Origin of the sequence: Nocardiopsis sp. L17-MgMaSL7 (genome assembly GCF_003182025.1) — a bacterium.
Lineage (GTDB): Bacteria > Actinomycetota > Actinomycetes > Streptosporangiales > Streptosporangiaceae > Nocardiopsis > Nocardiopsis prasina.
Window position 1 is genome coordinate 343,881 of record NZ_QGTF01000007.1, and the last position, 23,834, is coordinate 367,714.

21 protein-coding genes are annotated in these 23,834 nt (G+C 70.3%); 13 read left to right on the plus strand and 8 right to left on the minus strand.

All coding sequences use genetic code 11. The annotated features are described in order from the left end of the window. Nucleotides 1–1,008: 1,008 nt before the first annotated feature. The 10 genes from BDW27_RS15215 to BDW27_RS15260 all read left to right on the plus strand — a co-directional run bounded on the left by BDW27_RS15215 (nucleotide 1,009) and on the right by BDW27_RS15260 (nucleotide 10,178). Nucleotides 1,009–3,075, plus strand: a complete 2,067-nt coding sequence (locus tag BDW27_RS15215; protein WP_233515768.1) for a hypothetical protein — start codon at nucleotides 1,009–1,011, stop codon at nucleotides 3,073–3,075. Then, nucleotides 3,075–3,938, plus strand: a complete 864-nt coding sequence (locus BDW27_RS15220) for a phage distal tail protein (RefSeq protein WP_017542966.1) — start codon at nucleotides 3,075–3,077, stop codon at nucleotides 3,936–3,938. Before BDW27_RS15215 ends, BDW27_RS15220 begins: the two co-directional genes overlap by 1 nt. A gap of 39 nt (nucleotides 3,939–3,977) precedes the next feature. Further along, nucleotides 3,978–4,979: a hypothetical protein gene (locus BDW27_RS15225; RefSeq protein ID WP_110049754.1), complete on the plus strand. Its 1,002-nt coding sequence runs from the start codon at nucleotides 3,978–3,980 to the stop codon at nucleotides 4,977–4,979. Nucleotide 4,980: 1 nt separating this feature from the next. After that, nucleotides 4,981–6,192 (plus strand): hypothetical protein, encoded by a 1,212-nt coding sequence (locus tag BDW27_RS15230; RefSeq protein ID WP_110049756.1) that lies wholly within the window; start codon nucleotides 4,981–4,983, stop codon nucleotides 6,190–6,192. A 152-nt stretch (nucleotides 6,193–6,344) separates the two neighbouring features. Beyond that, nucleotides 6,345–7,709 carry a right-handed parallel beta-helix repeat-containing protein gene (locus tag BDW27_RS15235; protein ID WP_199560661.1) on the plus strand — a complete coding sequence of 455 codons (1,365 nt, stop codon included), beginning with the start codon at nucleotides 6,345–6,347 and terminating at the stop codon, nucleotides 7,707–7,709. Nucleotides 7,710–7,749: 40 nt separating this feature from the next. Then, nucleotides 7,750–8,160, plus strand: coding sequence for a hypothetical protein (locus BDW27_RS15240; protein ID WP_110049759.1), 411 nt, complete (start codon nucleotides 7,750–7,752; stop codon nucleotides 8,158–8,160). A gap of 57 nt (nucleotides 8,161–8,217) precedes the next feature. Continuing rightward, the gene (locus BDW27_RS15245; RefSeq protein WP_110049761.1) at nucleotides 8,218–8,871 is read left to right on the plus strand and encodes a hypothetical protein; all 654 of its coding nucleotides are present in this window, start codon (nucleotides 8,218–8,220) and stop codon (nucleotides 8,869–8,871) included. Nucleotides 8,872–8,972: 101 nt separating this feature from the next. After that, on the plus strand, nucleotides 8,973–9,326 hold the full coding sequence (locus tag BDW27_RS15250; protein WP_110049762.1) for a hypothetical protein: 354 nt from the start codon (nucleotides 8,973–8,975) through the stop codon (nucleotides 9,324–9,326). 38 nt (nucleotides 9,327–9,364) lie between these two features. Beyond that, complete coding sequence (locus BDW27_RS15255) at nucleotides 9,365–9,679, plus strand: hypothetical protein (protein WP_017542959.1); 315 nt, start codon at nucleotides 9,365–9,367, stop codon at nucleotides 9,677–9,679. 286 nt (nucleotides 9,680–9,965) lie between these two features. Then, nucleotides 9,966–10,178, plus strand: coding sequence for a hypothetical protein (locus tag BDW27_RS15260; protein ID WP_017542958.1), 213 nt, complete (start codon nucleotides 9,966–9,968; stop codon nucleotides 10,176–10,178). Here BDW27_RS15260 and BDW27_RS15265 read toward each other — a convergent pair. After that, entirely contained in the window at nucleotides 10,162–10,956 is a 795-nt protein-coding gene (locus BDW27_RS15265) for a hypothetical protein (protein WP_017542957.1), read from the minus strand. The genes BDW27_RS15260 and BDW27_RS15265 overlap by 17 nt on opposite strands. A 182-nt stretch (nucleotides 10,957–11,138) precedes the next feature. Here BDW27_RS15265 and BDW27_RS15270 point away from each other — a divergent pair, with 182 nt between their 5' ends. After that, nucleotides 11,139–11,603: a helix-turn-helix transcriptional regulator gene (locus tag BDW27_RS15270; protein WP_017542956.1), complete on the plus strand. Its 465-nt coding sequence runs from the start codon at nucleotides 11,139–11,141 to the stop codon at nucleotides 11,601–11,603. Nucleotides 11,604–11,739: 136 nt separating this feature from the next. On the opposite strand, the gene BDW27_RS15275 is transcribed toward BDW27_RS15270, so the two are convergent. The 7 genes from BDW27_RS15275 to BDW27_RS15305 all read right to left on the minus strand — a co-directional run bounded on the left by BDW27_RS15275 (nucleotide 11,740) and on the right by BDW27_RS15305 (nucleotide 22,056). Next, entirely contained in the window at nucleotides 11,740–13,755 is a 2,016-nt protein-coding gene (locus tag BDW27_RS15275) for a glycerophosphotransferase (protein WP_110049764.1), read from the minus strand. Continuing rightward, nucleotides 13,752–15,215 carry a bifunctional cytidylyltransferase/SDR family oxidoreductase gene (locus tag BDW27_RS15280; RefSeq protein ID WP_017542954.1) on the minus strand — a complete coding sequence of 488 codons (1,464 nt, stop codon included), beginning with the start codon at nucleotides 15,213–15,215 and terminating at the stop codon, nucleotides 13,752–13,754. The genes BDW27_RS15275 and BDW27_RS15280 overlap by 4 nt, the downstream gene beginning before the upstream one ends. Before the next feature lie 605 nt (nucleotides 15,216–15,820). Beyond that, nucleotides 15,821–17,350 carry an NCS1 family nucleobase:cation symporter-1 gene (locus BDW27_RS15285; protein ID WP_370446513.1) on the minus strand — a complete coding sequence of 510 codons (1,530 nt, stop codon included), beginning with the start codon at nucleotides 17,348–17,350 and terminating at the stop codon, nucleotides 15,821–15,823. 274 nt (nucleotides 17,351–17,624) lie between these two features. Next, nucleotides 17,625–18,650, minus strand: a complete 1,026-nt coding sequence (locus tag BDW27_RS15290; protein ID WP_110049768.1) for a TIGR03842 family LLM class F420-dependent oxidoreductase — start codon at nucleotides 18,648–18,650, stop codon at nucleotides 17,625–17,627. A gap of 12 nt (nucleotides 18,651–18,662) precedes the next feature. Next, complete coding sequence (gene hydA / locus BDW27_RS15295) at nucleotides 18,663–20,069, minus strand: dihydropyrimidinase (RefSeq protein ID WP_110049770.1); 1,407 nt, start codon at nucleotides 20,067–20,069, stop codon at nucleotides 18,663–18,665. A 4-nt stretch (nucleotides 20,070–20,073) separates the two neighbouring features. Then, nucleotides 20,074–20,916: a nitrilase-related carbon-nitrogen hydrolase gene (locus tag BDW27_RS15300; RefSeq protein ID WP_017542950.1), complete on the minus strand. Its 843-nt coding sequence runs from the start codon at nucleotides 20,914–20,916 to the stop codon at nucleotides 20,074–20,076. 378 nt (nucleotides 20,917–21,294) lie between these two features. Further along, the gene (locus tag BDW27_RS15305) at nucleotides 21,295–22,056 is read right to left on the minus strand and encodes a hypothetical protein (RefSeq protein WP_110049772.1); all 762 of its coding nucleotides are present in this window, start codon (nucleotides 22,054–22,056) and stop codon (nucleotides 21,295–21,297) included. 293 nt (nucleotides 22,057–22,349) lie between these two features. Here BDW27_RS15305 and BDW27_RS15310 point away from each other — a divergent pair, with 293 nt between their 5' ends. Then, nucleotides 22,350–22,838: a flavodoxin family protein gene (locus BDW27_RS15310; RefSeq protein ID WP_110049774.1), complete on the plus strand. Its 489-nt coding sequence runs from the start codon at nucleotides 22,350–22,352 to the stop codon at nucleotides 22,836–22,838. A 234-nt stretch (nucleotides 22,839–23,072) separates the two neighbouring features. Beyond that, on the plus strand, nucleotides 23,073–23,795 hold the full coding sequence (locus tag BDW27_RS15315) for a response regulator transcription factor (protein WP_026128973.1): 723 nt from the start codon (nucleotides 23,073–23,075) through the stop codon (nucleotides 23,793–23,795). The last annotated feature ends 39 nt before the right edge of the window (nucleotides 23,796–23,834 follow it).

The window sequence follows — 23,834 nt, forward strand, 5'->3', positions numbered from 1 at the left end:
CGTGTGCGCCGTGTCACATTCGCGGCGTATGTCGGGGGCCCGGGCGGTCCCGTTGCCAACGTTCGGGTGTTCGCACGCCGGTGAAGCGGGAGGGCGGTGTCCTCCTTCACGGATCCTGTTCGCGGGACCGCCCCGGCAGGCGGCATTCTGACCACCTTCCGTCAGCGTCTCGGGGCGGCTGGGTCAGTCCTTTCTGTCTCCGGTGGAGTGCCCCGGATTCTCTTTCCGGGCGATAGCGACGACTCTTCTTCCGGCGTCCTCCTGGAAGATTGTGGTCGGTTGTGAGGATTTCAGTGTCTGGCGCGAGAAAACGCATTGTTCTGTCTCTCGGTGTCTTGTTGGTTGCGGGGTGCGGTGGATGCGACGAAAGCGCTCTTAGGGCAGAAGTGGTGGAACAAAGGGAGGGTCCTTCGCCGACGGACAGGGGGAGGACGTGCCGGGCTCCTACGAGACCAGGTGCGAGAACGAGTTCATGATCGAGAGCAGCGTGGAATACCGCATCCGGGAAGGTGACGAGAACCTTCTCCGGCTCGAAGGGGCCATGGCCGGGGCACCCGTGTCCGGGGCACGTCCACCCCATGGAGGACGTACTCACACCGATGAAGTGAGAACGGGTCGGGACGGTCGCCGCCACGCCAGATGACCGGCCCGACCAGGTGAGACGGTCAGTCGCCCAGGGGCGCTCGGGAACCTGGCAGGACCGGGGCCAGCCTCGGCTCACGCCCTCTCGCGCCCCGCCCGCTCCGAGCCGATCCGTCCGGACCCTTGTGGGGGACCCGTGCGCTGTGGCACGCTTTTGGGGAGCACCACAGGTGTGCCCGACCCGGCCAGGAGCCGGGTTTTCGTGTTTCCAGGGCCCTTTCACGGTCCGACGCGAGTACCGCCGCCCAGAGCCCTTCATCCGCTCCGGCCGCGCTCCCCGACTCCCGGGCCGTGTCGTTTCCGTCCGCCCCATGCGTCCCCGGCCCACAGGGCCGTTTCCCCTCGACGGCCGAGCAGAGGTGAGCCATGTCCGGCGCCGTGTCCGTGCGTGTCCAGATGATCCCCGAGTTGAGCAGTATCGGCGACCAGGTCAGGAAGCAGCTGGAACAGGACTTCGCGACGCTGCCGCAGGTCGGCAGGGACGCGGGGGGCCAGGTCAGTGAGCAGCTCGCGGGTGCCATCAACGAACGGATCTCCTCCGGGTTGTCCGGCGCACCCCCGGCCGTCCAGGCGTACGGGCAGCAGATCTCCGACACCCTGACCAGCACCCTGGTGAGCGCCGGGCAGAGTATCGGGGCCCAGCTCGGCGCGGCCATGACCTCCGGGGTGTCCCCGAGGGTGAGCGAGATGTTCTCCGGGCTCCCGGCCAGCGCCTCGGGGGCCGCCTCCCAGGCGGCCGACCTCATCGGACAGGGGCTGGACGCCCTGCCTGGGATGGTCGAGAACCTCGGGGCCGAGGCCGGGCGTCTCCTGACCGACAAGGTCACGGACGGAGCGGGGGAGGCCGGGAACAAGGGCGGGACCCTGCTCGCGGACAAGGCCAACGAGATGATCGAGAGCGGTCTGGCGAACATGCCCCCGGCGGTCCAGGAGTTCGGTGGCCAGGTCGGTGAGACGCTCAGCGCCACGCTGCCCGCCGCCGGAGAACGGATCGGCCGGGCGCTGGCGAGCAAGCTCGTCGACGCGGCGGCCCCGGTGGTCGCCCAGGGGTTCTCCACCGGAACCCAGGCGCTGCGCGAACTGGCCACCGGGTACCGGACGGCGGGCGCCGGGGCCGACAACTTCGGCAAGAACGCGGCCAAGGGAGGGGTGGCGGCCAAGGCGGGGGCGATCGGCAGCAACCTGATGGCCGGGGCGCAGAAGGCGCTCAACGTGGTCATGAAGGCCAACCCGATCGGTCTGATCGTCACGGCCCTGGGCGCGCTGGTCGCCGGGCTCGTGTACGCCTACGAGAACTCCGAGACCTTCCGGGAGATCGTCGACGGGGTGTTCGCCTTCGTGAAGGAGATCGCCGAAGGGGTCATGGCCTTCTTCACGGAGACGTTACCGGGCATGTGGACAGCGCTGGTGGAGGCCGCACAGGACTTCTGGGACACGTTGGTCGGTCTCATCGAGACCGCCTGGGAATGGATCAAGGCGATCCTCGCCCACCACCCGTTCGCCCTCCTGTTCACCTACTGGGACGAGATCACGGCGTTCATCGGTGAGGCCTGGGACTGGCTGGTGGAGAAGACCGGCCAGGTCTGGGACTGGCTGGTCGAGAAGATCACGGGGGTGGCGGAGAGCATCGTCGAGTTCCTCACCAGTGTCTGGGACCGGGTCACCGGCGCCGTCCAGGCGGCCTGGGACTGGGTGGTGGAGCTGATCGACTCGGCCTGGCAGACGGTCCTGGACACGATCAGGGGCGCCGTCACCTGGGTCGTGGAGCTGGTCGAGGGGCTGCGCGAACGGATCGGGGCGGTCTTCTCCGCGATCCGGGAACGGCTGGGCGGGATCGTCAGCGGCATCGCCACCGCCATCAGCGACGCGTTCGAGAACGCCCGGAAGTGGGCGGTCGAGAAGTTCGAGGCCCTGCGCACCGGGGTCGAGGACAAGGTCAAGGCGGTCCTGGAGTTCGTCGGGGACCTACCGGAGGAGATTAAGGGCTTCTTCTCCGACGCGAAGAACTTCCTGCTCGACGCTGGTAAGGACATCGTCCGGGGGCTCATCGACGGTATCGACGCGCTCTGGCAGAAGGTCAAGGACAAGCTCTCCGGGCTCACTGACCTGATCCCGGACTGGAAGGGTCCGGCGAGGGTCGACAAGAAACTGCTCACCCCGGCCGGCCGGATGATCATGGACGGCCTCATGGACGGAATCGACGACCGCTTCCCGGACCTTCGGGGCCAACTCGGGGACGTCAGCGGTGAGATCACCAAACGGGTGGTCCCCGCCTCCCTGGAGGTGAGGGACCACGCCGCGGGCCTGTCCGGCTCCCCGCTGGCCCAGGGCGGACCGGTCGTCAACATCGAGCGGTTCGAGGCCACGGAGGAGATGTCGCCGCACGAGGTCGGGGACCGCCTGATGTTCCTGATGCGATCGAGAGGCATGTGATGAGCGGACTCAGGGAGGGACAGATCCGCTGGCGTGGACAGCTGCTGTTCGACGGACGCGATCTGGCCCTGACCGAGTTGGAGGGCTGGGACGACCTGCCCGAGATCGAGACCGGCAACGTCGAGCGCGCCGCCCGGCACGGAGCCTGGCCGGGGGCGGCCCTGGCGGGACAGCGTCTGGTCACGGCCGTCGGAGTGCTGACCGGTGCCGGGTCCCTGACGGACGTGCGCACGGTGCTGCGACCGCTGCGCCGGGCGCTGACCCTCACGGACGGAGCCCGGCAACACCCGCTGGAGATCTGTGTGGGAGGGGAGAGCCTGACCGCCCACGCGCAGGTCACCGCCCGGGTCATCCCGGGCGGACCGGCCTTCCGGAGCGCACGGCCGATCGTCACGGTGCAGTGGACCTGCGCCGATCCGCGCCGGTACGGGAACGATCGCCAGAACACGGTGAACCCTCCCCGGCCCAGCGAGGACGGTCTGGAGTACCCGTTGGAGTACCCCCTCGACCACGGCCAGCCGGCCCACGGCGGCGGGGCGAACCTGCTCAACGACGGGGACAGCCCCACCCACCCGGTGGTGGAGGTCGCGGGGCCATGTTCCCGGCCGCGTCTGATCAACCGCACGACCGGGACCAACCTGGAGTTCGGACTCACCCTGGCGGGTTCCGACCGGCTCGTCGTCGACTGCGACCAGGGGACGGTGCTCCTCAACGGTGTCGACGGCTTCCACCACATCGCGCCCGCGTCCGTTCCCCCTGAGCACTGGACGCTGGCCCCCGGGACCAACCCGGTCCACTTCCGCCCCCAGACCTCGGAACCCGAGGCCTGGGCCCGTTTCCGCTGGCGCGACGCCTACCTGTGACACCGGGACCATCGCCGTCTCCACCGACTGGAGGAACACATGACCATCCGATCCCTGGCCCTGCGCTCCGGGGCGACCTCCGCCGAGGACCACAGGGTCATCCTGGGGGCGCTCCTGGGCAGCGCGGAGGGGGAGGCCCTGGACCGGCGCAGCGGGCTCTTCCACGACAGGGGCACCGCTGACCTGAGCGGCTCCGACATGACCGCGACCATCGCTCCGTTCGTGGTCGCGGTCCGGGGAGCGTCCGCGACCCACCAGGGCACCTATCTCGTCGCCAGTACCGAGGCGGTCGAGGTCGAGCTGGAGGACGGCCCGGCCGAGGGCGACCGCGTGGACATCGTGGGCGTGGTGATCCGCGACGACACCTACGACGACTCCGGGGAGACCGAGGCCGAGGTCCGGGTGGTCGACCCGGACTCGGACGAGACCTACCTGCCGCTGTTCGAGATCACCGTGCCCCAGGGTGCCACGGCGGGTGAGGGCGGGATCGACTGGCCGCGGGAACCGGGGGCCGCACTGGCCCAGAGCATCACGGACCGGCGCGACTACACCTCGGTGGCAGGCGGTGTGGTGCGGGTGCCCGACACCGCCTCGCGGAACCAGATGGCGGAGGTGGCTGAGGGGACGTTGGTCTACGTTGCCTCCAGCCGGAACCTCTACGTCCGGGAGGGCGACGCCTGGGTCACGGTCGCGGGCCCCGAACACGAGGAACGCAGGCCCAAGGTCGTGGCCGGGCTGGTGACGCACATCGTCGCCGACGAGCCCGCCGGGGACTACTTCCGGGGCGGCGCCCTGGTGACCTTCGAACCGGGAACCTTCAGCGAGACCCCGGCGATCTTCATCACGGGTGTCAGCGACGTCCCCGGCAACCTGAAGGAGGTCACCTGCATCCGCCGGAGCAAGGACGGCTTCACGATCCGTGTGGCCCGCACCAACCACACGGAGTTCACCGTGAGCTGGATGGCGATCGAGAGGACCGAGGAGACGATCAGGGCGGTGAAGCCGCCCCCGCAGGACCAGGCGCGGGACTCGGCGGAGTGACATGGCCTTCTACCGCTACCAGTTCTGCGACCTGGTCACCGACAGGCCCATCGCCGACCTCGACCTGACCGGCGTGAGCTTCGACCGGCGGATCTGCCAGCCGGGGACGTTCAGCGGCTCGGTCGCGGTCACCGGTCCCGAGACCGCCGAGCGCGTCGCCCGGGTGGTGGGTCGCAGTGACGGCGACCTCGGGCGGGGCCCCGGCCGCACCGTCGTCCACGTGTGGCGCGGCGACCAGATCTGGGGCACCTATCTGATCTGGTCGGCCGAGCCCAAGAGCGACAACCGGGGCCGGGTCACCGTCGACCTGTCCGGGGCGTCCCTGGAGAGCTACCTCTACCACCGTCAGATCCGCACCGACCTCACCCTGGCGGGCGCCGACCAGCGGTGGCTGGCCCGCGAGCTCGTGCGGCGCATGGAGGAGCCCCGGCCGATCGGACTGGTGCCGGTCACTCCGGGCGAGCCACCGGACCCGGAGATTCCGGAGGAGTCCGGCCACGTGGACGTGGCCGCCGCCGAACCCCGGTCCATCACCTACCGGGCCTCGGACGCCGTGTCCTTCGGGGAGGCGCTGGAGGATCTCTCCTCTCGCGTCGACGGCCCCGAGTGGATGGTGCGCACCGTGGTGCGCGCGGGCGAGCGCGTCCGGGAGTTCGTGGTCCAGGACCAGATGGGCCAGGACCGGACCGATCACGTCTTCACCCAACCGGGCAACGTCGTGGCCTGGAGCTATCCGGCGGACGCCTCGGGAGCCGCCACCTCGTGGCGGGCGCGGGGCGACGCACCGGACGCCGCCCCCGAGGAGGAGGCCGAGCCCGTTCTCTCCCGGACCTGGTCCGACCCCCGGTTCGAGGGCGCGGGCTGGCCCCTGATGGACCGCACCGTGGACGTCCCCGGGGTCACCAGCCCCGCCGCCCTGGACGAGCACGCCCGCTGGTGGGCCGCCCGCTCCTCGGGTTCGGTGCGGTTCCCCCAGGTCACCGTGCGTCTGGCCGATCGCACCACCCTCACCCCCGACCGGCTGGGTGACAAGGCGCGACTGACCCTGGTCAACGACTGGTTCCCCCTCGTCAGGGGGAGCCCCTCCTTCTCCCGGTCGTGGCGGGTGATCGGAATCGAGGTCACCCCGGCCACCCGGGGCCAGGGTGAGGACACCGCCACGCTCATCTTCGAGGAACCACCGGACACCGAACCCGGAGCGGAGGAACCCTGATGCCCCTGCCCAGCTATCCGCCCGACCTGGCTGGGGAATGGTCCCTCCTGCATCGCAGGGTCCGTTCCACCTTCACCTCCTCCCAACGCCGGGGACCGGCCCCGGGGCCGGTCGCCGCCGGGGGCTCCGACGCAGGGGGAGCGCGTCAAGCGATGGCCCTCCCCGAGGAGGGCGCCCCCGCCGGGGTGCGGGACGTACGGGCACTCGGAGCGGCCGGTGACGGCAGGGCCGACGACACCGGGGCGCTCCAGGCGGCCCTGGACCGTGTCCGGGAGGACGGCGGCGGGGTGGTGTGGGTCCCCGGCGGCACCTACTCCGTGCAGGCCCCGCCGCTTCGCGTCCACGCCAACACGCGGATCGTCCTGGCTCCGAACGCCGTGGTGCGGCGGGACGGGGAGGGGACCCTGCTCACCAACCGGGACCCCGGCCAGGAGCTGCCCGGCCACACGGGCCACGGCCGGATCCTGCTGGAGGGCGGTGTCTGGGACGGCAACGGTCTCCGGATCCCCGCCCATGACAGTGTCCTGGCGTTCGGTCACGCGCTCGGGATCACCGTGCGGGACACGGTCATCCGCGACGTCCCCGGTCACCACGCGGTGGAGCTCAACGCGGTGAGGTGCGCCCGGATCCTCGACGTCCGCTTCGAGGGGTTCACCGACAGCGGGGGTGACCGTTCCCTGTCCGAGGCGGTCCGGTTGGACATGGCCGGTCCGGGGTCCGGCTCCCCCGACACCACCCCCTGCTCCGACCTGGTGCTGTCGGGCTGCTCCTTCGGGGCTTCGCCGACCCCGGGCAGTCGGCCCTGGCCCCGGGCGATCGGTTCTCGCGGCGCCACCCCGGGCCGCGCTCACGGGGACATCCGTATCCTGGGCTGCCACTTCGAGTCCTGCTCCGCCGAGGCCGTACACGCCTGTGCGTGGGACCGGCTCACGGTGCAGGGAAATACCTTCCACGACTGCGCTGGCGGGGTGAGCGTGGTCTCGGTGGCCGACACCGAACGGGTGGACACCGGACCACAGGGCGGGGGTGGTCCGGCAGGGGCCTCGCAGGCGCTCGCGGACGTGGTGGTCACCGGCAACGTCCTCACCGGGACCGGAGGTCTTCCGGCGGTCCGCTGCACCGGGCACCCCGGCGGCCCGGTCCGCAACGTCTCCGTCACCGGCAACACCGTGAGTGGCACCGGAGGCACCGGGATCCTCCTGGAGTCCACGGAGGACTCGGTGGTGGACGCCAACGTTCTGCGCGGGGTCGGGGGCAACGGCGTGCACGTCCGGGGCGGCGGAGGCCTCCGCGTCTCCGGCAACCGGATCTCAGGGGCCTGCGCGTACGGGATTCGGGCCAGCGCCCGAACCAACGGCCTTTCCGTCACCGGGAACGGGGTGGACAGCCGCGACTCCGGCCTGTCCGTCACCGGTACCTGCCGGAACCTGGTCCGTCACGGCAACGACCTGCGCGGGTCAGGCGGCCTCGACGACGCCTCCCTCGAACCGGTCACCGACCCGGGCGACCTCGTCTGATCCCGGCCACCGCAACCCCACTGGACAGGAGACGACGAACATGATCGTCCCGCTCTTCGCGGACGCAGAGGACCTGGTCGTGGACCACCTGCGCGCACGGTTGCCCGACTTCCCGGACCGGTGGTCCGGGACACCGGTCACGGCGGTCTCCGCACCTGGCTGGGAGCCGGGTGAGGACCCCGCACTGACAGTGCACTGCGAGTCGGCGGAGTCCGAACCGTCCTTCACCCAGCGGGCGGCCGTCCGCGTGACGTCCTGGGCCGACGCCCGCGACGACGTCAAGGAACTGGCCCGCCTGGCCCACGCGGCTCTGCTGGAACACCCCGGGGACGCCGAAGTGGTCTCCGTGCGCCCGGTCGACGGCGTCGTCGTGGACGACGAGGGCGACCTGGCCGACCACCGAGCCTCCTTCACGGTGCTGGTCACCCAGCGCCGGGCCGCACGGCCCTGACGACCCGCCCCGGCGGGATCCGACACACACGATCACCGGAGAAGGGAGCCATTCCCGATGGCAAGTACCGACAACGCCAGCGTCTGGGCTTACGCGGATGTCTACATCGCCCCGCTGGGCAGCGAGATCCCGCGTGAGGGCCGCCCGTTCAACGCCTCCTGGGAGCAGGTCGGCCTGCTCGACGGGGAGGAGGGCTTCACCGAGACGTTCGAGGTCGAGAGCGAGGACCTCTATGCCTGGGGCGGAATCCTGGTCGCCTCCACCCACAACAACTTCAAGGTGACCCGTAAGTTCCTGCCCTTCGAGGACAACAAGGCCGTCTACGACGTCATGTTCCCCGGCCACGACGTGGAGTTCGGCGAGCGGGGAGCCTTCGAGGGCGACATCAACGTCCCCGACCTCCAGGCGAAGTTCATGATCGCCTTCGAGACCCGCACCGGTGACGTCCTCAAGCGCACGGTCTCGGCCAACTACGCGCAGGTGGCCGAGCGAGGGGAGTCCACCGAGAACGCCACCGAGATCGCCAAGCGTGAGATCACCGTGGCGATCTACCCCACCGACCCCGTGAACGACAAGGCCACCCTCTTCTACACCTACAAGGGACCGGCTCGCCCCGAGGACGACAACGGCGGCGGTGGCGACGACGGCGGAGACGACGACGGCGGAGACGACAACGGGGGAGGCGGAGGGGAGGGCCTGGGCTCCCTCTGACACCAGATCGGCCGGGTCGGGGTTCGCGCGGTTCACCGGCCCGGCTCCACCGACAACCGCGCGGGTAGTCCGAACACCATCAGTCGAGAGGGAACCGCGCCATGACCGAGAACACCGTCGTACAGGCCCCGGCCGCCCAGGCCTCCCCGACCCTGCCCCGGACACCGGCCACCTCCCCGGCGGCACGCGCCGTGAGGGACGAGGCCACGGCCGCCCCCGAGCCCAAGCGGCTGACGCTGGGCGGGGTCGAGTACCTGCTGCCCGCCACCTCGGACCAGTGGCCGCTGGCCGCACTGGAGGGGTTCGAGGAGGGGAAGATCGTCGCCGCCGTCCGGAGCCTGCTGGGAGCGGAACAGTGGCAGCGGCTCAAGGACACGGGGGCGACCCTGGCCGATCTCAACGTGCTCGCCGAACAGATCGCCGCCGCCTACGGGTTCCAGAGCCCGGGGGAATAGCCCGCCTCCTCCGCCTGCTCAGGGAGGCCCCTGACGCGGTGGAGGCGGATCTGGCCCGGTACTACGGGATCGACCTCGGCGACCTCTGGCGCGGGGGACTCACCCCGCGCCGGCTGGCCGTCCTGATGCGGCACCTGCCCGCGGACTCGGCCACCGTCACTGCCGTGGGCGGTGACGGGTGGACGCTCTCCCACTACCTCCAGGCCGACCTGGTGCACGCCACCACCGGCCAGCCGCACCCGGCCGACCCCCGGGTGCGCAGGGTGCAGGAGGAGAAGCTCGCCCGGCTGGCCGAGGCACAGCAGCGGGCCGAGAAGCGGAGAGCGGAGCTTGAGCGCCGACGCCACCGGTGACGGGCAGGGTGCCGAGCTCGGTGGACGCTGTGTGGATCGGGGCGGGGCGCCTTCGGGGCCCCGCCCCGCCCGCTCGTTCCGGGGACCGTCGCGACAGGGAGCTCCGTCCGGGTTCTCGCGACCGAAAGTGGCCAAGTGGGTGCGGACGGGAAACGTACAGGCCGTCGCCTTCCCAGGGACTCCCTGGTGGTGGCACGCGGGAGGAACCCGGGCACCTCTCTTGCGCTTTCCGACACAGGGTGTTCGGCTGAGGTGCACGGTCTTCGTGGAGGCAGGGGAACGTCTGATGGCGGGAGTGGAAATCGGCGCTTCGGTGGGCCTGCGAGCCTGCTACGCGCACATGACGGCCAGTCCGATCGCGGTGGTGCGCTCAGGTGTGCACAGTGTGGCCCTGGTGCGGGCGGACCTTCCCGTGAAGGAGGTGCTCCGGGACGCGGCCCTGCTCCTGGAGCCCGGCGAGCTCCGTCTGTTGGAGTCCTGGCTCAGGGATGGCGCCTGACGGGCCGGTCGCCGGGACACTTTCTCGACAGGTAGACGTCCACGACGTCGCCCAGGCAGTAGAGGGGGCGCCCGGCACTGCCGGTGCCCTGCGACCTCAGTCGGCCGCGCCGGGCGTGGCCGCGTACGGAGGCCGGGGTGACCCGGTGCCCCAGGACCTGGAGGGCCCGTGCGGCGTCGGCGGCGGTCACCAGGTGATCCCCGGCGGCGAGGAGCATGCGCCGCCGCCCCTCGCCGACCGACACCGGTGCCCCGCAGTCGGGGCAGCGGGTGCTGGTCGCCCCGGTCCCGGCGTAGCAGGGTGTCGCGCAGTCGGGGCACAGTCCGGCTATGACCCTGTCCGAGGGCAGGTCGACGGCGCGCTCGGCCTGCTCCACCGCCGCGCAGACCTCGTCGACGCACTCCGTTCCGCGTGCGTTCCGGCGCAGTGCACCAGTGTTGCGGGCGAGCCAGGACGCCAGGGCTGATGAATCGTTTCCAGTGGGTCCCGGTGTCCCCGGTTCCCGGATGGTCCGGCACCAGGCCGACAGGGTGCCGTGCAGGACGGAGGAGGCCTCGGTGATCGCGGGGTCGAAGGCCAGGGGCGTCTCGGTGCTCCTACGGCCGAGGTTTCCCGGTCCGGTGCGCCGCTGTCGGGCCAGTGCCTGATCCAGGTCCCGGGGCAGGCCCCCGACGACCTTGTCCAGGGCCCGGGACAGTCGCCGCACGCACTGGGGGCAGACGGAGTCGTCGCCGTCGAGGGGGAGGGTGCAGGTGACGGTGGTGCAGAAGCGATGCATGGGTTCTCCGTCATGGGGGAAAGTAGACCCAATTTATGCAAAGTATTGCCAAGTTGCAAGGATGAACCGGTTCCCTGTGAACATGACGGGAGCCTGTTCGCGGCGGGTCCCGGCCGGTGCTGCCCCGGGAGGTGACACCGGACCCTCCCGGATCGCTACGACGCTGACCTAAGGTTGGGGCCATGCCCAAGGACAGATCTCCCGGTGGTTCACCCGACGCCCTCGACCGGGCCATGTCCGAACGCCGCCTCGCGCTGGGACTGGGATGGGGTGAGCTGGCCGCGCGCGCCGGTCTTTCCGAGCAGGCGCTCCGCGACATCCGGAGCGGCCGGAGTGCCCCGCGCGAACTCACCGTGCACCGGTTGGAGTCCGCGCTGGGCTGGACGCACGGTTCGGTCCGCGCGGCCCTCTCCGGCGACGAACCCACTGTCGCGGACTCCGAGGGGCCCGACTTCGTGGAGACGGGCGCGGACGACGGGCTCTCCTGGAGCCTTGAGGGCGAGGCCGTGTGTTACGAACTCACCCGCATGATCGACGGCAACCCCTTCACCGCCCGGCTGGTGGTCCGGGACGGGCGCCCCCGTGAGCAGGTCGAGCGTGAGCTGGGCAAGATCATGCGGATGGCCCGGATCCAGTTGGGCGGCTGACCCGCCCCCCGGCACGCCGGCCCCCTCCACCGAACCGGGAAACGCCCCCCACTTCCGCACGTGGGAAGAGCGAAGGGCCCGCGCGTGCATCGCGCGGGCCCACTCGTGTCCTCGGCCGTCTCCGGTCCGGTGGCGGTCAGTCGCCGACGGGCACCGGGGTACCGGTCGGGCCCCGAAACGGGTCGGCCGGGATCGGCTCGGCGGTCACGCCGAGCGGGAAGTCCGACAGCGCCCGCTCGTACAGGTTGTTCACCGCCGTGTTGAACCGGGTCAGTGAGTCGGGCTCGTCCGGGCCCAGCAGGTAGTGCTTGAGCACCGCCCGGCGATCAGCCAGCGCGTCGCCCTCCGGCTCGCGGGCGGCGGCCAGGACGGTCTCCAACCCGGCCAGCCCGGGGCGCAGCACGTAGCCCGCGCCCGCGGACGGGAACTGGCGGCGGAACTCGTCGTCGTCGGTCCCCTGCATGTCCACGATCGCGTACGGCTTCCCACTGGCCACGAAGTCCGCGACCACGCTGGAGATGTCGCTGACCATCACGTCGGACTCGTTGAAGCACGAGAACAGCGACGGCAGGGTGTCGGTGACCACGTGGTGGCGCAGCGGACCGGACGAGGTCCAGTACAGGGCGTGCCACCGGTCCAGCAGCTCCCGGTAACCGACCAGGTCCTCATGGGTAAGGGGCTGTTCCGAGGCGTTCTCCCGGAAGGCGTCGATCCGCTCCCGCAGTTCGGCGAGTTCGCGGACGGCCTCGGGCGTCACCGGTTCCAGGCGGCCGTTGGCCTCGCCGATCAGCTCGATGATCCGCCGGTGCGCCGCCCCGGCGGCGGGGGAGCGCCGCCCCAGCAGCGGGTGCGGTTTGTAGATCACCCGGACCGGTTCCGGCCCCCGGACCAGCCGCTCCACCAGCTCCAGTCCGGCGGTGTCCGCCGAGGTGAGGTAGTTGTTGTCGTCCACACCCTCCCAGGTGGGTGCGTAGATGACGGTCGGCACCGCGCGCTGCTCGGGCGGCCGGTGCCCCTTCACCTCCACCAGCTGCGGACGGCCCACCTCGACCACGTCACGGTCGTCGATGGCGTGCCGGACCCGCTCGTAGCGGTCGCGGCCGCCGCGCCCCGCCACCCAGATCTCGTCGAAGATCCGGCTCACGCGGTTGCTGCTGGGCAGCTTGTCGCTGTCGCCGTGGCCGACGAACACGTGTTTGATCTCGGCACGCTGGATCAGGTGGATGTTCTTGCCGGTGTTGCCCGGGTACAGGGCCACCCGCACCGCCGAGAGGTCCAGCGCGGCCAGGTCGTCGGCGCGTGGCACGCACACCACCGGCAGCGAAGTGGGCTCCAGGTGCGGAAGGTTGCCGCGCTCGCGGAAGATCACCAGCGCGCGCCGGTCGCCCTTCTCCAGGGCGTCCAGCCACATGTTGGCCTGGTAGACGGCGTTCTGCTCGCCCACACCGAAGGTGAAGTACAGGACCACCTCGGGCTGCACCTCGCGCAGGGCCTGGTTGAGCCCCTCGATGACCTCCTCGTTGGAGGGCATCCGCATGTGGGCCAGGAAGGCGGGGGCGGCGAACAGGACCGCGCCCAGCGCCAGCAGGACCGTGAGGGCCGCGCCTGCCTGGGCCAGGACGGCGGGGCCGCCCGCCAGGTAGCCGACGGAGCCCAGGACCAGGGGGAGGTCGGCCAGCAGCAGCCTGCTCATGGGCACCGCGCGCAGCAGACCGGGGACTTCCGGAAGGCTGAGTCCGGACAGGTCCAGGTTGCGGGTCTTCACCGGCAGCTTCGCCCGGCGGAACACCTGGTGGCGGAGCAGGTCATAGGCGAGGGTGAGGACGAAGAACGCGGCCACGGTCCCGCCGGTCCACCAGTAGGCGGCGGTGCCGACCGCGTCCAACGAGACGTAGAGCGCCAGAACCAGCGCCTGGCGGGCCAGAGTGCGCACGGTGAGGCCGACCCGGATGCGGCTCAGGACCTTGCTGAGCACGGTGACGCGCTGCGAGACGAGCCACTCGGTGACGTACAGGACCAGCGCCAATGCGCCGAACAGCCACACCTGGGCCATGACGACCTCGACCGCTTGGAGGAGGAAGGTCAGACCCATGATCCCGAGCACCGCGAGAGCGGTGCGGTCCAGGCCGAGTCTGGCGAGGTAGTTCTTCACTTGACCCCTTCCCGTTCCTTCTCACGGGCGCCGGCCGGGGCGGGGCTCTCGCGGCGCACGTCGACGACGTGGCCGGTGAGGTCGGAGAGGAGGACGTCGACGGAGGTGCGGGCGACCTGGTCGGAGCTGAGCAGGCTTCCGGCTGGTTCGTCACCGAAGGCCCTGGTGCGCATGGGTGTCTGGGTGCGCTCGGGGTTGATGCAGTTGATCCGCACCCCGTCGGCCGACCACTCGTCGGCCAGCGCCTGGGTGAGGTTGACCGTGGCGGCCTTGGTGGAGGAGTACAGGCTGTACTCGGCGCGGCCCCGGGTGTAGGAGCTGGACGTGTACAGCAGCAGCTGCCCGCCGGTCCGGGCCAGGTACGGGAAGGACGAGCGGGCGATGTTCACCGGAGCCAGGTAGTTGACCCGGAGGGTGTCCTCGATCTCGGCCGGGTCCGTCTGGTCCAGGCGGCCGATGCGCAGGACTCCGGCGGTGTTGACCACGAAGTCCACCCGACCGGTGGCGGTGTACGCCTGCTCCAGGGCCCCGGCCACGTCGTCGGGGTTGGCGACGTTGGTGCGGGTGGCGCTGCGGGAGTAGCGGAAGACGCGGGCGCCGTGCTTCTCGGCCAGGTCCGCGACTCCGGCGCCGATGCCGTAACTGCCGCCGAAGACCACGACGGTCCTGCCGGACAGCTCGCGCTCGTAGTCCTCCTCGGACAGTTCCGGGGTGGCCGAGGTGGCGAGCTGGAAGAGCTTGTCCGCGATGAAGATGTCGACCGGCTGGGTGACCTTCATGTTCTGCTCTTCGCCGGCGACCACGTGGATGGGCACGTCGGGGGAGTAGCGCAGCACGACGGAGCAGTCGTCGGTGGCCTCGAAGCCGGGGTCCTCCCACGCGCGCGTGTAGGCGTCGCGGATGGTGGAGAGGCGGAAGGCCTGCGGGGTCTGTCCACGGCGCAGCCGCGACCGGGTGGGGACGTCGGTGATCAGCTCGTCGTCGACCTCGATGATGGTGTCCGAGGACGGGATGGCCACGTCCACGGCCTCGTGGGTCTCCAACGCGGTGACGCAGTCCTCGATGATGCGCTGGGAGAGCATCGGCCGCACCGCGTCGTGGAAGAGGACGTTGGTGGTGGGCGCGGGCAGGTGGGCCAGCGCGTCCAGGGCCAGCTGCGTGGTGGCGTTGCGCGAGGTCCCGCCGGGGATCACCTGGGAGACCTTGGTCAGTCCGGCCCGGTCGACGATGTTCTGGGCGTCGGTGACGAATCCGGGGTTCATCATGACGATGACCTCGTCCACCCGCTCGGCTCTCTCGAAGATGGTGAGCGTGTGCTCCAGGATCGTCTTTCCGGCGATCTTGAGGAGCTGTTTGGGCGTGGCGAGGCCGATGCGTTGGCCGCTTCCGCCCGCCAGGACGACCGCCACGGTGCGGGTGGCCGGGGCGGGGATGGGACGCGGGGTGGTGATATCAGGCAAGTTCGTCTCCCGTGGAACTCGTGGAAACTCTGTGCCCGACCTTGGGGGAACAACGTGCGGTGGTGGCACGTCAGGCCGAGACGCGGATGACCGTGACGCCCCGATGGGGTGAAGGGTTTCGCGGATGGTGTGCTGACGTTCTTCAGGTGTTCACGCACGGTTCGTGCGGGAACTCCACATTGATGACGGCAGGGGGCAGAGCGGGGTTTACGCGCCAATACGACGTGTTGCCCGCGATGACACGGTGACGTGAGTGCCTGGAGAGGTCTGCTGGCCGTCGTCCCCACATCCCGTGATGTCCGGAGGATGTGCGCAGATTTCGACGTTACCCCCCTCTGACCACGGAAAACAACGAAACATGCCGTGCTGTTCGGCACGCTGTGTCCCGTGGGTCGGCCCCTGACACGGGCCCGTTCCCGGTGTGTCGCGAGACACACGGTTCCGGTGCCGGGCGGTCGCGGAGCGGCATCAGCCGAACATGAGGAGGCTGTCGCAGGACTCCGGTTCGTCCCTTCGAGGTCGTGCGGGGAGGGAAGAGGACCTGCGGCGGCGAGGTCTCCGGGTTCCGGTGGAAACGACTGAGCGTGCCCTCATCGAGGACACGCTCAGCTCGGTGATCGCCGGGAGGCGCGGGGGCAGGCGGCGGGTTCGGTGGCCCGGCCCGTGGCGGTGAGGTCGGCCTCCCTCTGGCGGCGGTCCGGGAGGAACCGGCCCAGCCCCCAGTGCAGCAGCAGTGCGCTGACCAGGGCCACCACCCAGCCGTAGTCGGCGAGCGGCGCGAGGAAGCCGATGAACGGACCTCCGGAGCCCACCGGGAGGTCGGCGCCGCCCACGGCCAGCAGGGCGCCCACACCGAAGGCGACCAGCGCGCGCCAGTTCCAGCCGCGCGAGTACCAGTACTCGGAGCCGCGCGTGTAGAGCGCGGGCAGGTTCACCCGGGTCCGGCGCAGCAGCCAGTAGTCCGCGAGGAGGATGCCCGCGACAGCCCCGAGCAGGCTGCCGACGGTGCCCAGCCACGCGAAGATGTAGACGTTCTCGTCCTCCATGAGCTTCCACGGGAAGATCATGACCCCCAGGAAGGACGTGGTGATCGCGCCCACCCGGAAGCTGAACCAGTTGGGCTTCAGGTTGGCCAGGTCGTAGGCCGGGCCGACCAGGTTCGCGGCGATGTTGGTGGACACGGTCGCCAGCAGCACGACGAAGATCGCGAACAGCAGGCCGATCCCGCTGCCCATCTGGTTCACGACGTCGATCGGGTTCCACAGCGCCGCGCCGTACACGACGGAGGTCCCCGCGGTCACCATCACGGCGATGAGCGAGAACAGCGTCATCGTGGTGGGCAGGCCCAGGGACTGGCCCACGACCTGCGAGCGCTGCGAGGCGGCGAACCGGGTGAAGTCGCTGATGTTCAGGGTCAGGGTCGCCCAGTAACCGATCACGCCCATGAGCGAGGGGAAGAACAGCACCCAGAACGACGGGCCCCAGCCGAGGCTGTTCTCCGTGCTGAGCATCGGGCCGAAGCCGCCCGCCTCCACGGCCATCCACACGAGCAGCGCCACGCCGCCGACGGCCATCAGCGGCGCCGCCCACACCTGGAGTTTGCGCACGCCCTCCATGCCCCACAGGATGATGGCGACTTGCACCAGCCAGAACAGCCCGAAGGACAGCCACAGCGTCCACGGGTAACCGCCGAACCCGGCGGCGTCGGTCCAGGAGTCACCGAACAGGCGACCGGCCAGGACGTACACGCCCTGACCGCCGACCCACGTCTGGATGCCGAACCACCCGCAGGCCACCGCGCCGCGCAGGAGCGCGGGCAGGTTCGCGCCGCGCAGCCCGAAGGAGGACCGCGCGAACACCGGGAAGGGGATGCCGTACTTCGCGCCCGCGTGTCCGGTCAGCACCATCGGCAGCAGCACCACGAGGTTGCCCAGGATGATCGTGACCATGGCCTGGCGCCAGTCCATCCCGGCGGCGATCAGCCCGCTGGCCAGCGTCCACGCCGGGATGCTCACGGACATGCTCACCCACAGGGCGGTGAAGCTCCCGGTGCCCCAGGTCCGCTTGGACATCGGGACGGGCTGGAGGTCGTCGTTGACGAACGGGCTGTCGGGGAGCGTGGTGCCCTCGGGCATCGACACGCGGCCGTCGGGGTGGACGACCTGGGACGTTGACTCTGGCGTGGATGGTGGGTGGGACACGGGACACCTGTGTTTCGTGGTGCTGACGGGGAGCGGGGTGCGCGGGCGCGGCGCTGGGCCCGAGCGTGTGCGGCCTGTGGCGGGACCCCGGGGCACACCCGAAATATCCGGATCTGTTCCAGGCCACCGAATATCTTCGCACGTCATCCGTGTCTTGCTGACGCCGCGCGGGCCGTGGGGGAACGGCCCGCGCGGGCGGGGAACTGTGTCAGGACACGACTTCCCCGGACAGCGCCGGGATGACCTCCCGGCCGTAGGTGTCGATCACTCCGTCCACGTCGCCGTGCATAGCGTAGACCGCGAACTGGTCCACGCCCACGGCGCGCAGCCGCTCCAGCTTCTCCACGTGCTCGGACACCGGCCCGACCAGGCAGAACCGGTCCACGATTCCGTCGGGCACGAAGTCCGTGTCCGGGTTGTCCACCCGGCCGTGGTGGCTGTAGTCGTAGCCCTGCCGGGCCTTCACGTAGTCGGTGAGTTCCTGGGGCACCATGTCCGAGCGCTCGCCGTACCGGGCCACGAGGTCGGCGACGTGGTTGCCGACCATCCCCCCGAACCAGCGGCACTGTTCGCGGCCGTGTGCCAGCCCCTCGTCCGATCCGTCGGTGACGTAGGCGGGCGCGGCCACGCACACCTTCACGTCGCCGGGGTCGCGCCCCGCCTCCACAGCGGCGGTGCGCACGGCCCGCACCATCCACTCGGTGAGGTAGGGGTCGGCGAGCTGGAGGATGAATCCGTCCGCCTCGCGGCCCACCAGCTCCAGTGCCTTGGGTCCGTACGCGCCCATCCACATGGGCAGGGAGCCCTCGCGCACCCACGGGATACGCATGCTGGCACCGTCCACCAGCGCGTCACGGCCCTCGGCGAGGTTCTTGATAGCCGTCATCGCCTCGGACAGCCGGGCCAGAGTGGCGGGTTTGCGTCCCGCCACGCGCATCGCGGAGTCCCCGCGGCCGATCCCGCAGACGGTCCGGTTGCCGTACATGTCGTTCAGGGTGGCGAACAGCGAGGCCGTCACCTCCCACGAGCGGGTGCTCGGGTTGGTGACCATCGGGCCGAGCACCATCCTCTCGGTCCGCTCCAGCACGCGGCTGTGGATGACGAAGGGCTCCTGCCAGAGCACCACCGAGTCGAACGTCCACCCGTGGGAGAAGCCGTGTTGTTCCGCGCGGACCATCCGCTCGACCAGGAGGTCGGCGGGCGGGTCCGTCTGGAGGACGATTCCGAAGTCCATGTGTGTGCCTCCTCAGACCAGGTACTGGCAGGTGGACCGGGGCACGTAGGAGCCGTCACCGGCCGCGCCCAGGTAGGAACCCTCGTCCACGATCACGCGGCCGCGTGAGAGCACGGTGCGGGCCCGGCCCGTCACCCGCCTGCCCTCGTAGGCGGAGTAGTCCACGTTCATGTGGTGGGTGGCGGCCGAGAGGGTCTGCTCCGCGTTCGGGTCGTAGACCACCAGGTCGGCGTCGGCGCCCGGCGCCACCGTGCCCTTCCGCGGGTACATCCCGAACATGCGTGCCGGGGTGGCGCAGGCCAGCTCGATCCACCGGCGGCGGTTGATGTGCCCCTCCACCACGGCCTGGTGCAGCAGGTCCATCCGGTGCTCCACCCCCGGCATGCCGTTGGGGATCTTCGAGAAGTCGCCCACGCCCAGGTCCTTCTGCCCGACGAAGCAGAACGGGCAGTGGTCGGTGGAGACCACGGACAGGTCGTTGGTGCGCAGCGCCCGCCACAGGTGCTCCTGGTGCTCACTGGGGCGCAGCGGTGTGGAGCACACGTACTTGGCGCCCTCGAACCCGGGCTCGGCGAGGTTGTCCGTGGACAGGAACAGGTACTGAGGGCAGGTCTCGCCGAACACGTTGAGGCCGAGGTCGCGGGCGCGGGCCAGCTCGGCCACGGCCTCGGTGGCGGACACGTGCACGACGTACAGCGGCGCCCCCGCCACCCGGGCCAGCTGGATGGCGCGGTGAGTGGCCTCCGACTCCAGCAGCGCCCTGCGCACCTCGCCGTGGTACCGGGGGTCGGTCCGGCCCTCGGCCAGGGCCTGCTCCACCAGCACGTCGATGGCGATGCCGTTCTCCGCGTGCATCATGGTGAGCGCGCCGTTGGCGGCGCCGCGCTGCATGGCCCGCAGGATCTGCCCGTCGTCGCTGTAGAACACGCCCGGGTAGGCCATGAACAGCTTGAACGAGGTGATGCCCTCGTCGACGAGGACGTCCATCTCCTTGAGGGAGGACTCGTTGACGTCGGACAGGATCGCGTGGAAGGCGTAGTCGATCGCGCAGTTGCCGTCGGCCTTGGCCATCCACGCGTCCACCCCGGAGCGCACGGACTCGCCGGGCCGCTGGATGGCGAAGTCGACGATGGTGGTGGTGCCGCCCCAGGCGGCGGCGCGGGTGCCGGTCTCGAAGGTGTCGGCGGATTGGGTGCCGCCGAAGGGCATCTCCATGTGGGTGTGGCCGTCCACGCCGCCCGGGACGACGTAGTGGCCTGTGGCGTCGATGGTCCGGGCGCCGCTCTCCGCCCAGGCGCGGGCCGGGTCGCTGCCGCGCAGGGCGAGCGCGGCCACCTTGCCGTCCTCGACGAGGACGTCCGCCTCCACTTCCTCGGAGGCGGTGACCACGAGGCCGCCGCTGATGAGGGTTCGGGTCATGGCCTTACCCCTCCACCAGCGGCCCGTAGGCGTCGGGCCTGCGGTCGCGGTAGAACGCCCACTGCTGGCGGACCTCGTCGACCAGGTCGAGGTCGAGGTCGCGCACGACCAGCTCGGCCGCGGTGTCGGAGGCGACGTCGCCGACGAACTGTCCGCGGGGATCCACGAAGTAGCTGCTTCCGTAGAAGTCGTTGTCGCCGTACTCCTCGACCCCGACCCGGTTGATGGCCGCCACGAAGTACTCGTTGGCCACGGCCGCGGCGGGCTGTTCCAGTTTCCACAGGTAGGCGGACAGGCCCCGGCTGGTGGCGGAGGGGTTGTAGACCAGCTGGGCCCCGGCCAGGCCGAGCGCGCGCCACCCCTCGGGGAAGTGCCGGTCGTAGCAGATGTACACGCCGATCCTGCCGACCGCCGTGTCGAACACGGGCCAGCCGAGGTTGCCGGGGCGGAAGTAGTACTTCTCCCAGAAGCCCTTGACCTGCGGGATGTGGTGCTTGCGGTACTTGCCGAGGTACGTGCCGTCCGCGTCGATGACGGCGGCGGTGTTGTAGTAGAAGCCGGGCTTCTCGACCTCGAAGACCGGCAGCACCATGACCATGTTCAGTTCCCTGGCCAGGGCGCTGAACCGGGTGACGGTGGGACCGTCGGGGACGGGCTCGGCCCAGCGGTGGTGTTCGGGTTCCTGCACCTGGCAGAAGTAGGGGGCGTTGAAGACCTCCTGGAAGCCGATCACCCCGGCTCCCTGGGCGGCGGCGTCCCGCGCGTACTTCTCGTGGGCGGCCATCATCGATTCGGCGTCACCGGTCCACTCGGTCTGTACGAGTGCGGCCCGGACGGTGTTCGGCATGGTCCCTCGCTCCTCTTCGAGCGCCGCCCGGAACACGGGCGGCTCAGAACGCCTGGTACAACCGCGTACGGCCCTTTCGCACCGGTTCCCGCTTTTCGGGGGAGACCGCCTGCGAGTGGGACGGCGCGTTGTAGAGGTCGCACCTTAGGTAAGAGGAGAATGGCCGGTCAACGTCCGACATCCGAGGTACTTGGAAAGAAACGGGTGAACCTTATTCACCCCCGTGGCCACAGTTCACCTATGTCCTTTGTGTGGCGAAATCAATTCAGAGGAAGTGACAGGTTTCACCGTGCTGTGGCTGCTGATTTCATGCCTTCGCACACATGACTGAGGGCGACCGGGCGCGGTGCCCGGCCGCCCTCGGTCGGCGGGAGCGGGTCAGCCGGTGACGTCCACCTCGACCTCGTCGCCGCCCAGGAACTCGGCGCTCAGGCCCATGTGCGAGATGTCCGAGGGGTCCTCGACGTCGAAGACGATCGGCACGGTCTCGGAGTCACCCGGAGAGACGGGGACGTCCATCCGGAAGTCGTCGTCGAAGTCCTCCGTGGCGACGTAGTCCTCCGGGATGGCCGTGCCGCTGGAGTCGTACAGGTGCTGCTCGTCGCGCCAGAACTCGATGTCGTCGTTGCCGTCCGGGCTGACCTGGACGTACACCACCACGTACTCGCCGTAGGGGGTGTACCCCGGGACCTCGGCGCCGACCTCGATCTCCACGATGCTGAAGACCATGCCGTTGTGGCTGACCTCCTCACCGACCCCCGGCATGTCCGGGTTGGAGCGTTCCTCGGTGCCGAGGCCGGTGCTGGTGCTGCCGGCGGACCCGCTGGAGCCCTCGGACTCCGAGCTGCCGCCGGTGTCGCCCGAGGTGTCGTCCGAGCCGTTGTCGCCGTCGTCGGAGAGGAAGAAGACGAGGAGCACGACCAGGGCCACGCCGATGACGAAGAGGCCGCCGCAGCCGAGGCTGATCCACAGCCATGGGCCGCCGCCCTTGGACGGGGGAGGAGTGGGCGGGCCGTACTGGCCTCCCGCGTACTGGCCCCCGTACGGGTCGCCGCCGTAGCCGGGGCCGGGTGCCCCGCCGTAGGGGTCGCCGCCGTACGGGCCGCCGCCGTAGGGGCCGCCCGGGCCACCGGGGGGCATTCCACCGGGAGGCGGTCCCATGGGCGGCTGGCCGCCGGGAGGCATCCCGCCCGGGGGCATTCCGCCCGGAGGCATTCCGCCGGGAGGCGGGCCCATCGGGGGCTGGCCGCCACTGTGCGGATCCATGGGCGGCTGTCCGCCGCTGGGTGTTCCGTAGGGCGGACCCTGGTTCGGGTCCTGTCCGTGGGGAGGAGGCTGATTCATGGGGTCCTTGGCTTTCCTTGCGCGGAGCTCACGGTGAGCGGGAGCGTGTGACCGGGCCACGCGAGGGGGATCTGCCTACTGTGGGGGGCATGGCACGACTGCTCATCGTTCACCACACGGTCTCACCCGCCACGAGGGAACTGCTGGACGCGGTGCTCGACGGCGCCCGAACAGACGATATCGAAGGCGTACGAGTGCAGGTCAAGGCGGCACTCTCCGCGAACGCCGCGGACCTGCTCGAAGCCGACGCGGTGGTACTCGGCACCCCCGCCAACATCGGCTACATGTCCGGTGCCCTCAAGCACTTCTTCGACACCGTCTACTACCCCGTGCAGGTCGACACACAGGGGCTTCCGTACGCACTGTACGTCCACGGCGACAACGACACCTCCGGAGCGGTCCGCTCGGTGGAGTCGGTGGCCAAGGGTATGGGATGGCGCCGACACCGGCCTCCGGTGGCCGTCACGGGGCGTCCGGGCTCCGAGGCCCGGGAGGCGTGCTGGGAGTTGGGGGCGGTCACCGCGCTGGCCGCCCTGGAGCACGCGGGGGAGGGAGCGGAGGCGGAGGGAGCCGGGTAGAGGGACCGGGTGGAGGGGGCGCACGTCGCCGATGGGCGCCGATCTTCACTGATGCCGGAAGGCGGCGGAGAATTCCAAGCACATACCGTTCTCTGAGCACTTATGGGACAGTGGAGAGAGCCTCGCTGAGGGAGGATTCGCTGGTGAACTCCCCCTTTGTCCGGATTCTCGGAACCGCCGTCAGCGAGCCGATCCGGAAGCCCGGTATTTCGGTTATGCGTAATAGGAGTTCTGGTGAGTCCCCACTCCCTGTCACCCGCTCGGCTCAACTATGCCTCGGAGGAGGTGACGGCACCTGCGGCCCCCATCCGGGTGCTCGTGGTGGACGACCACGCGCTCTTCCGGAGGGGCCTGGTTTCGGTCCTCAACGACGAGGCCGATATCGACGTGGTCAGTGAGGCCGCCGACGGCGACGAGGCGGTCGTGCTCGCCACCGAACTCCGGCCCGACGTGGTGCTGATGGACGTGATGATGCCCAACTCCACGGGCATCGAGGCCTGCCCGAGGATTCGCGCGGCGGTGCCCGAGGTCAAGTTCGTCATGCTCACCATGAGCGAGGACGAGGCGGACCTGTTCGAGGCGCTCAAGGCGGGGGCCACCGGCTACCTGCTCAAGGAGATCGCCGTCACCGACATCGCGCGCGCCGTCCGGGCCATCGCGGAGGGGCGGTCCTTCATCAATCCATCGATGGCCGTCAAGCTCATCGGGGAGTTCGCGGGGCTGGCCAAGCAGGAGCGCACGCCCAAGGCCGCGCCCACGCTCCCCGAGCTCACCCCGCGTGAGACCGAGGTGCTCAAGCTGCTGGCGCGCTCCCTGAACAACCGGGAGATCGGTGAGCGCCTCTTCATCACCGAGAACACCGTGAAGAACCACGTGCGCAACATCCTGGAGAAGCTCCAGGTGCACTCCCGCACGGAGGCCGCCATCTACGCGGTGCGCGCCGAGTACCTCGGCTAGCCCCTGGTTCGAGGGGGCTGGGGCGCCTGTGGCTGCGGC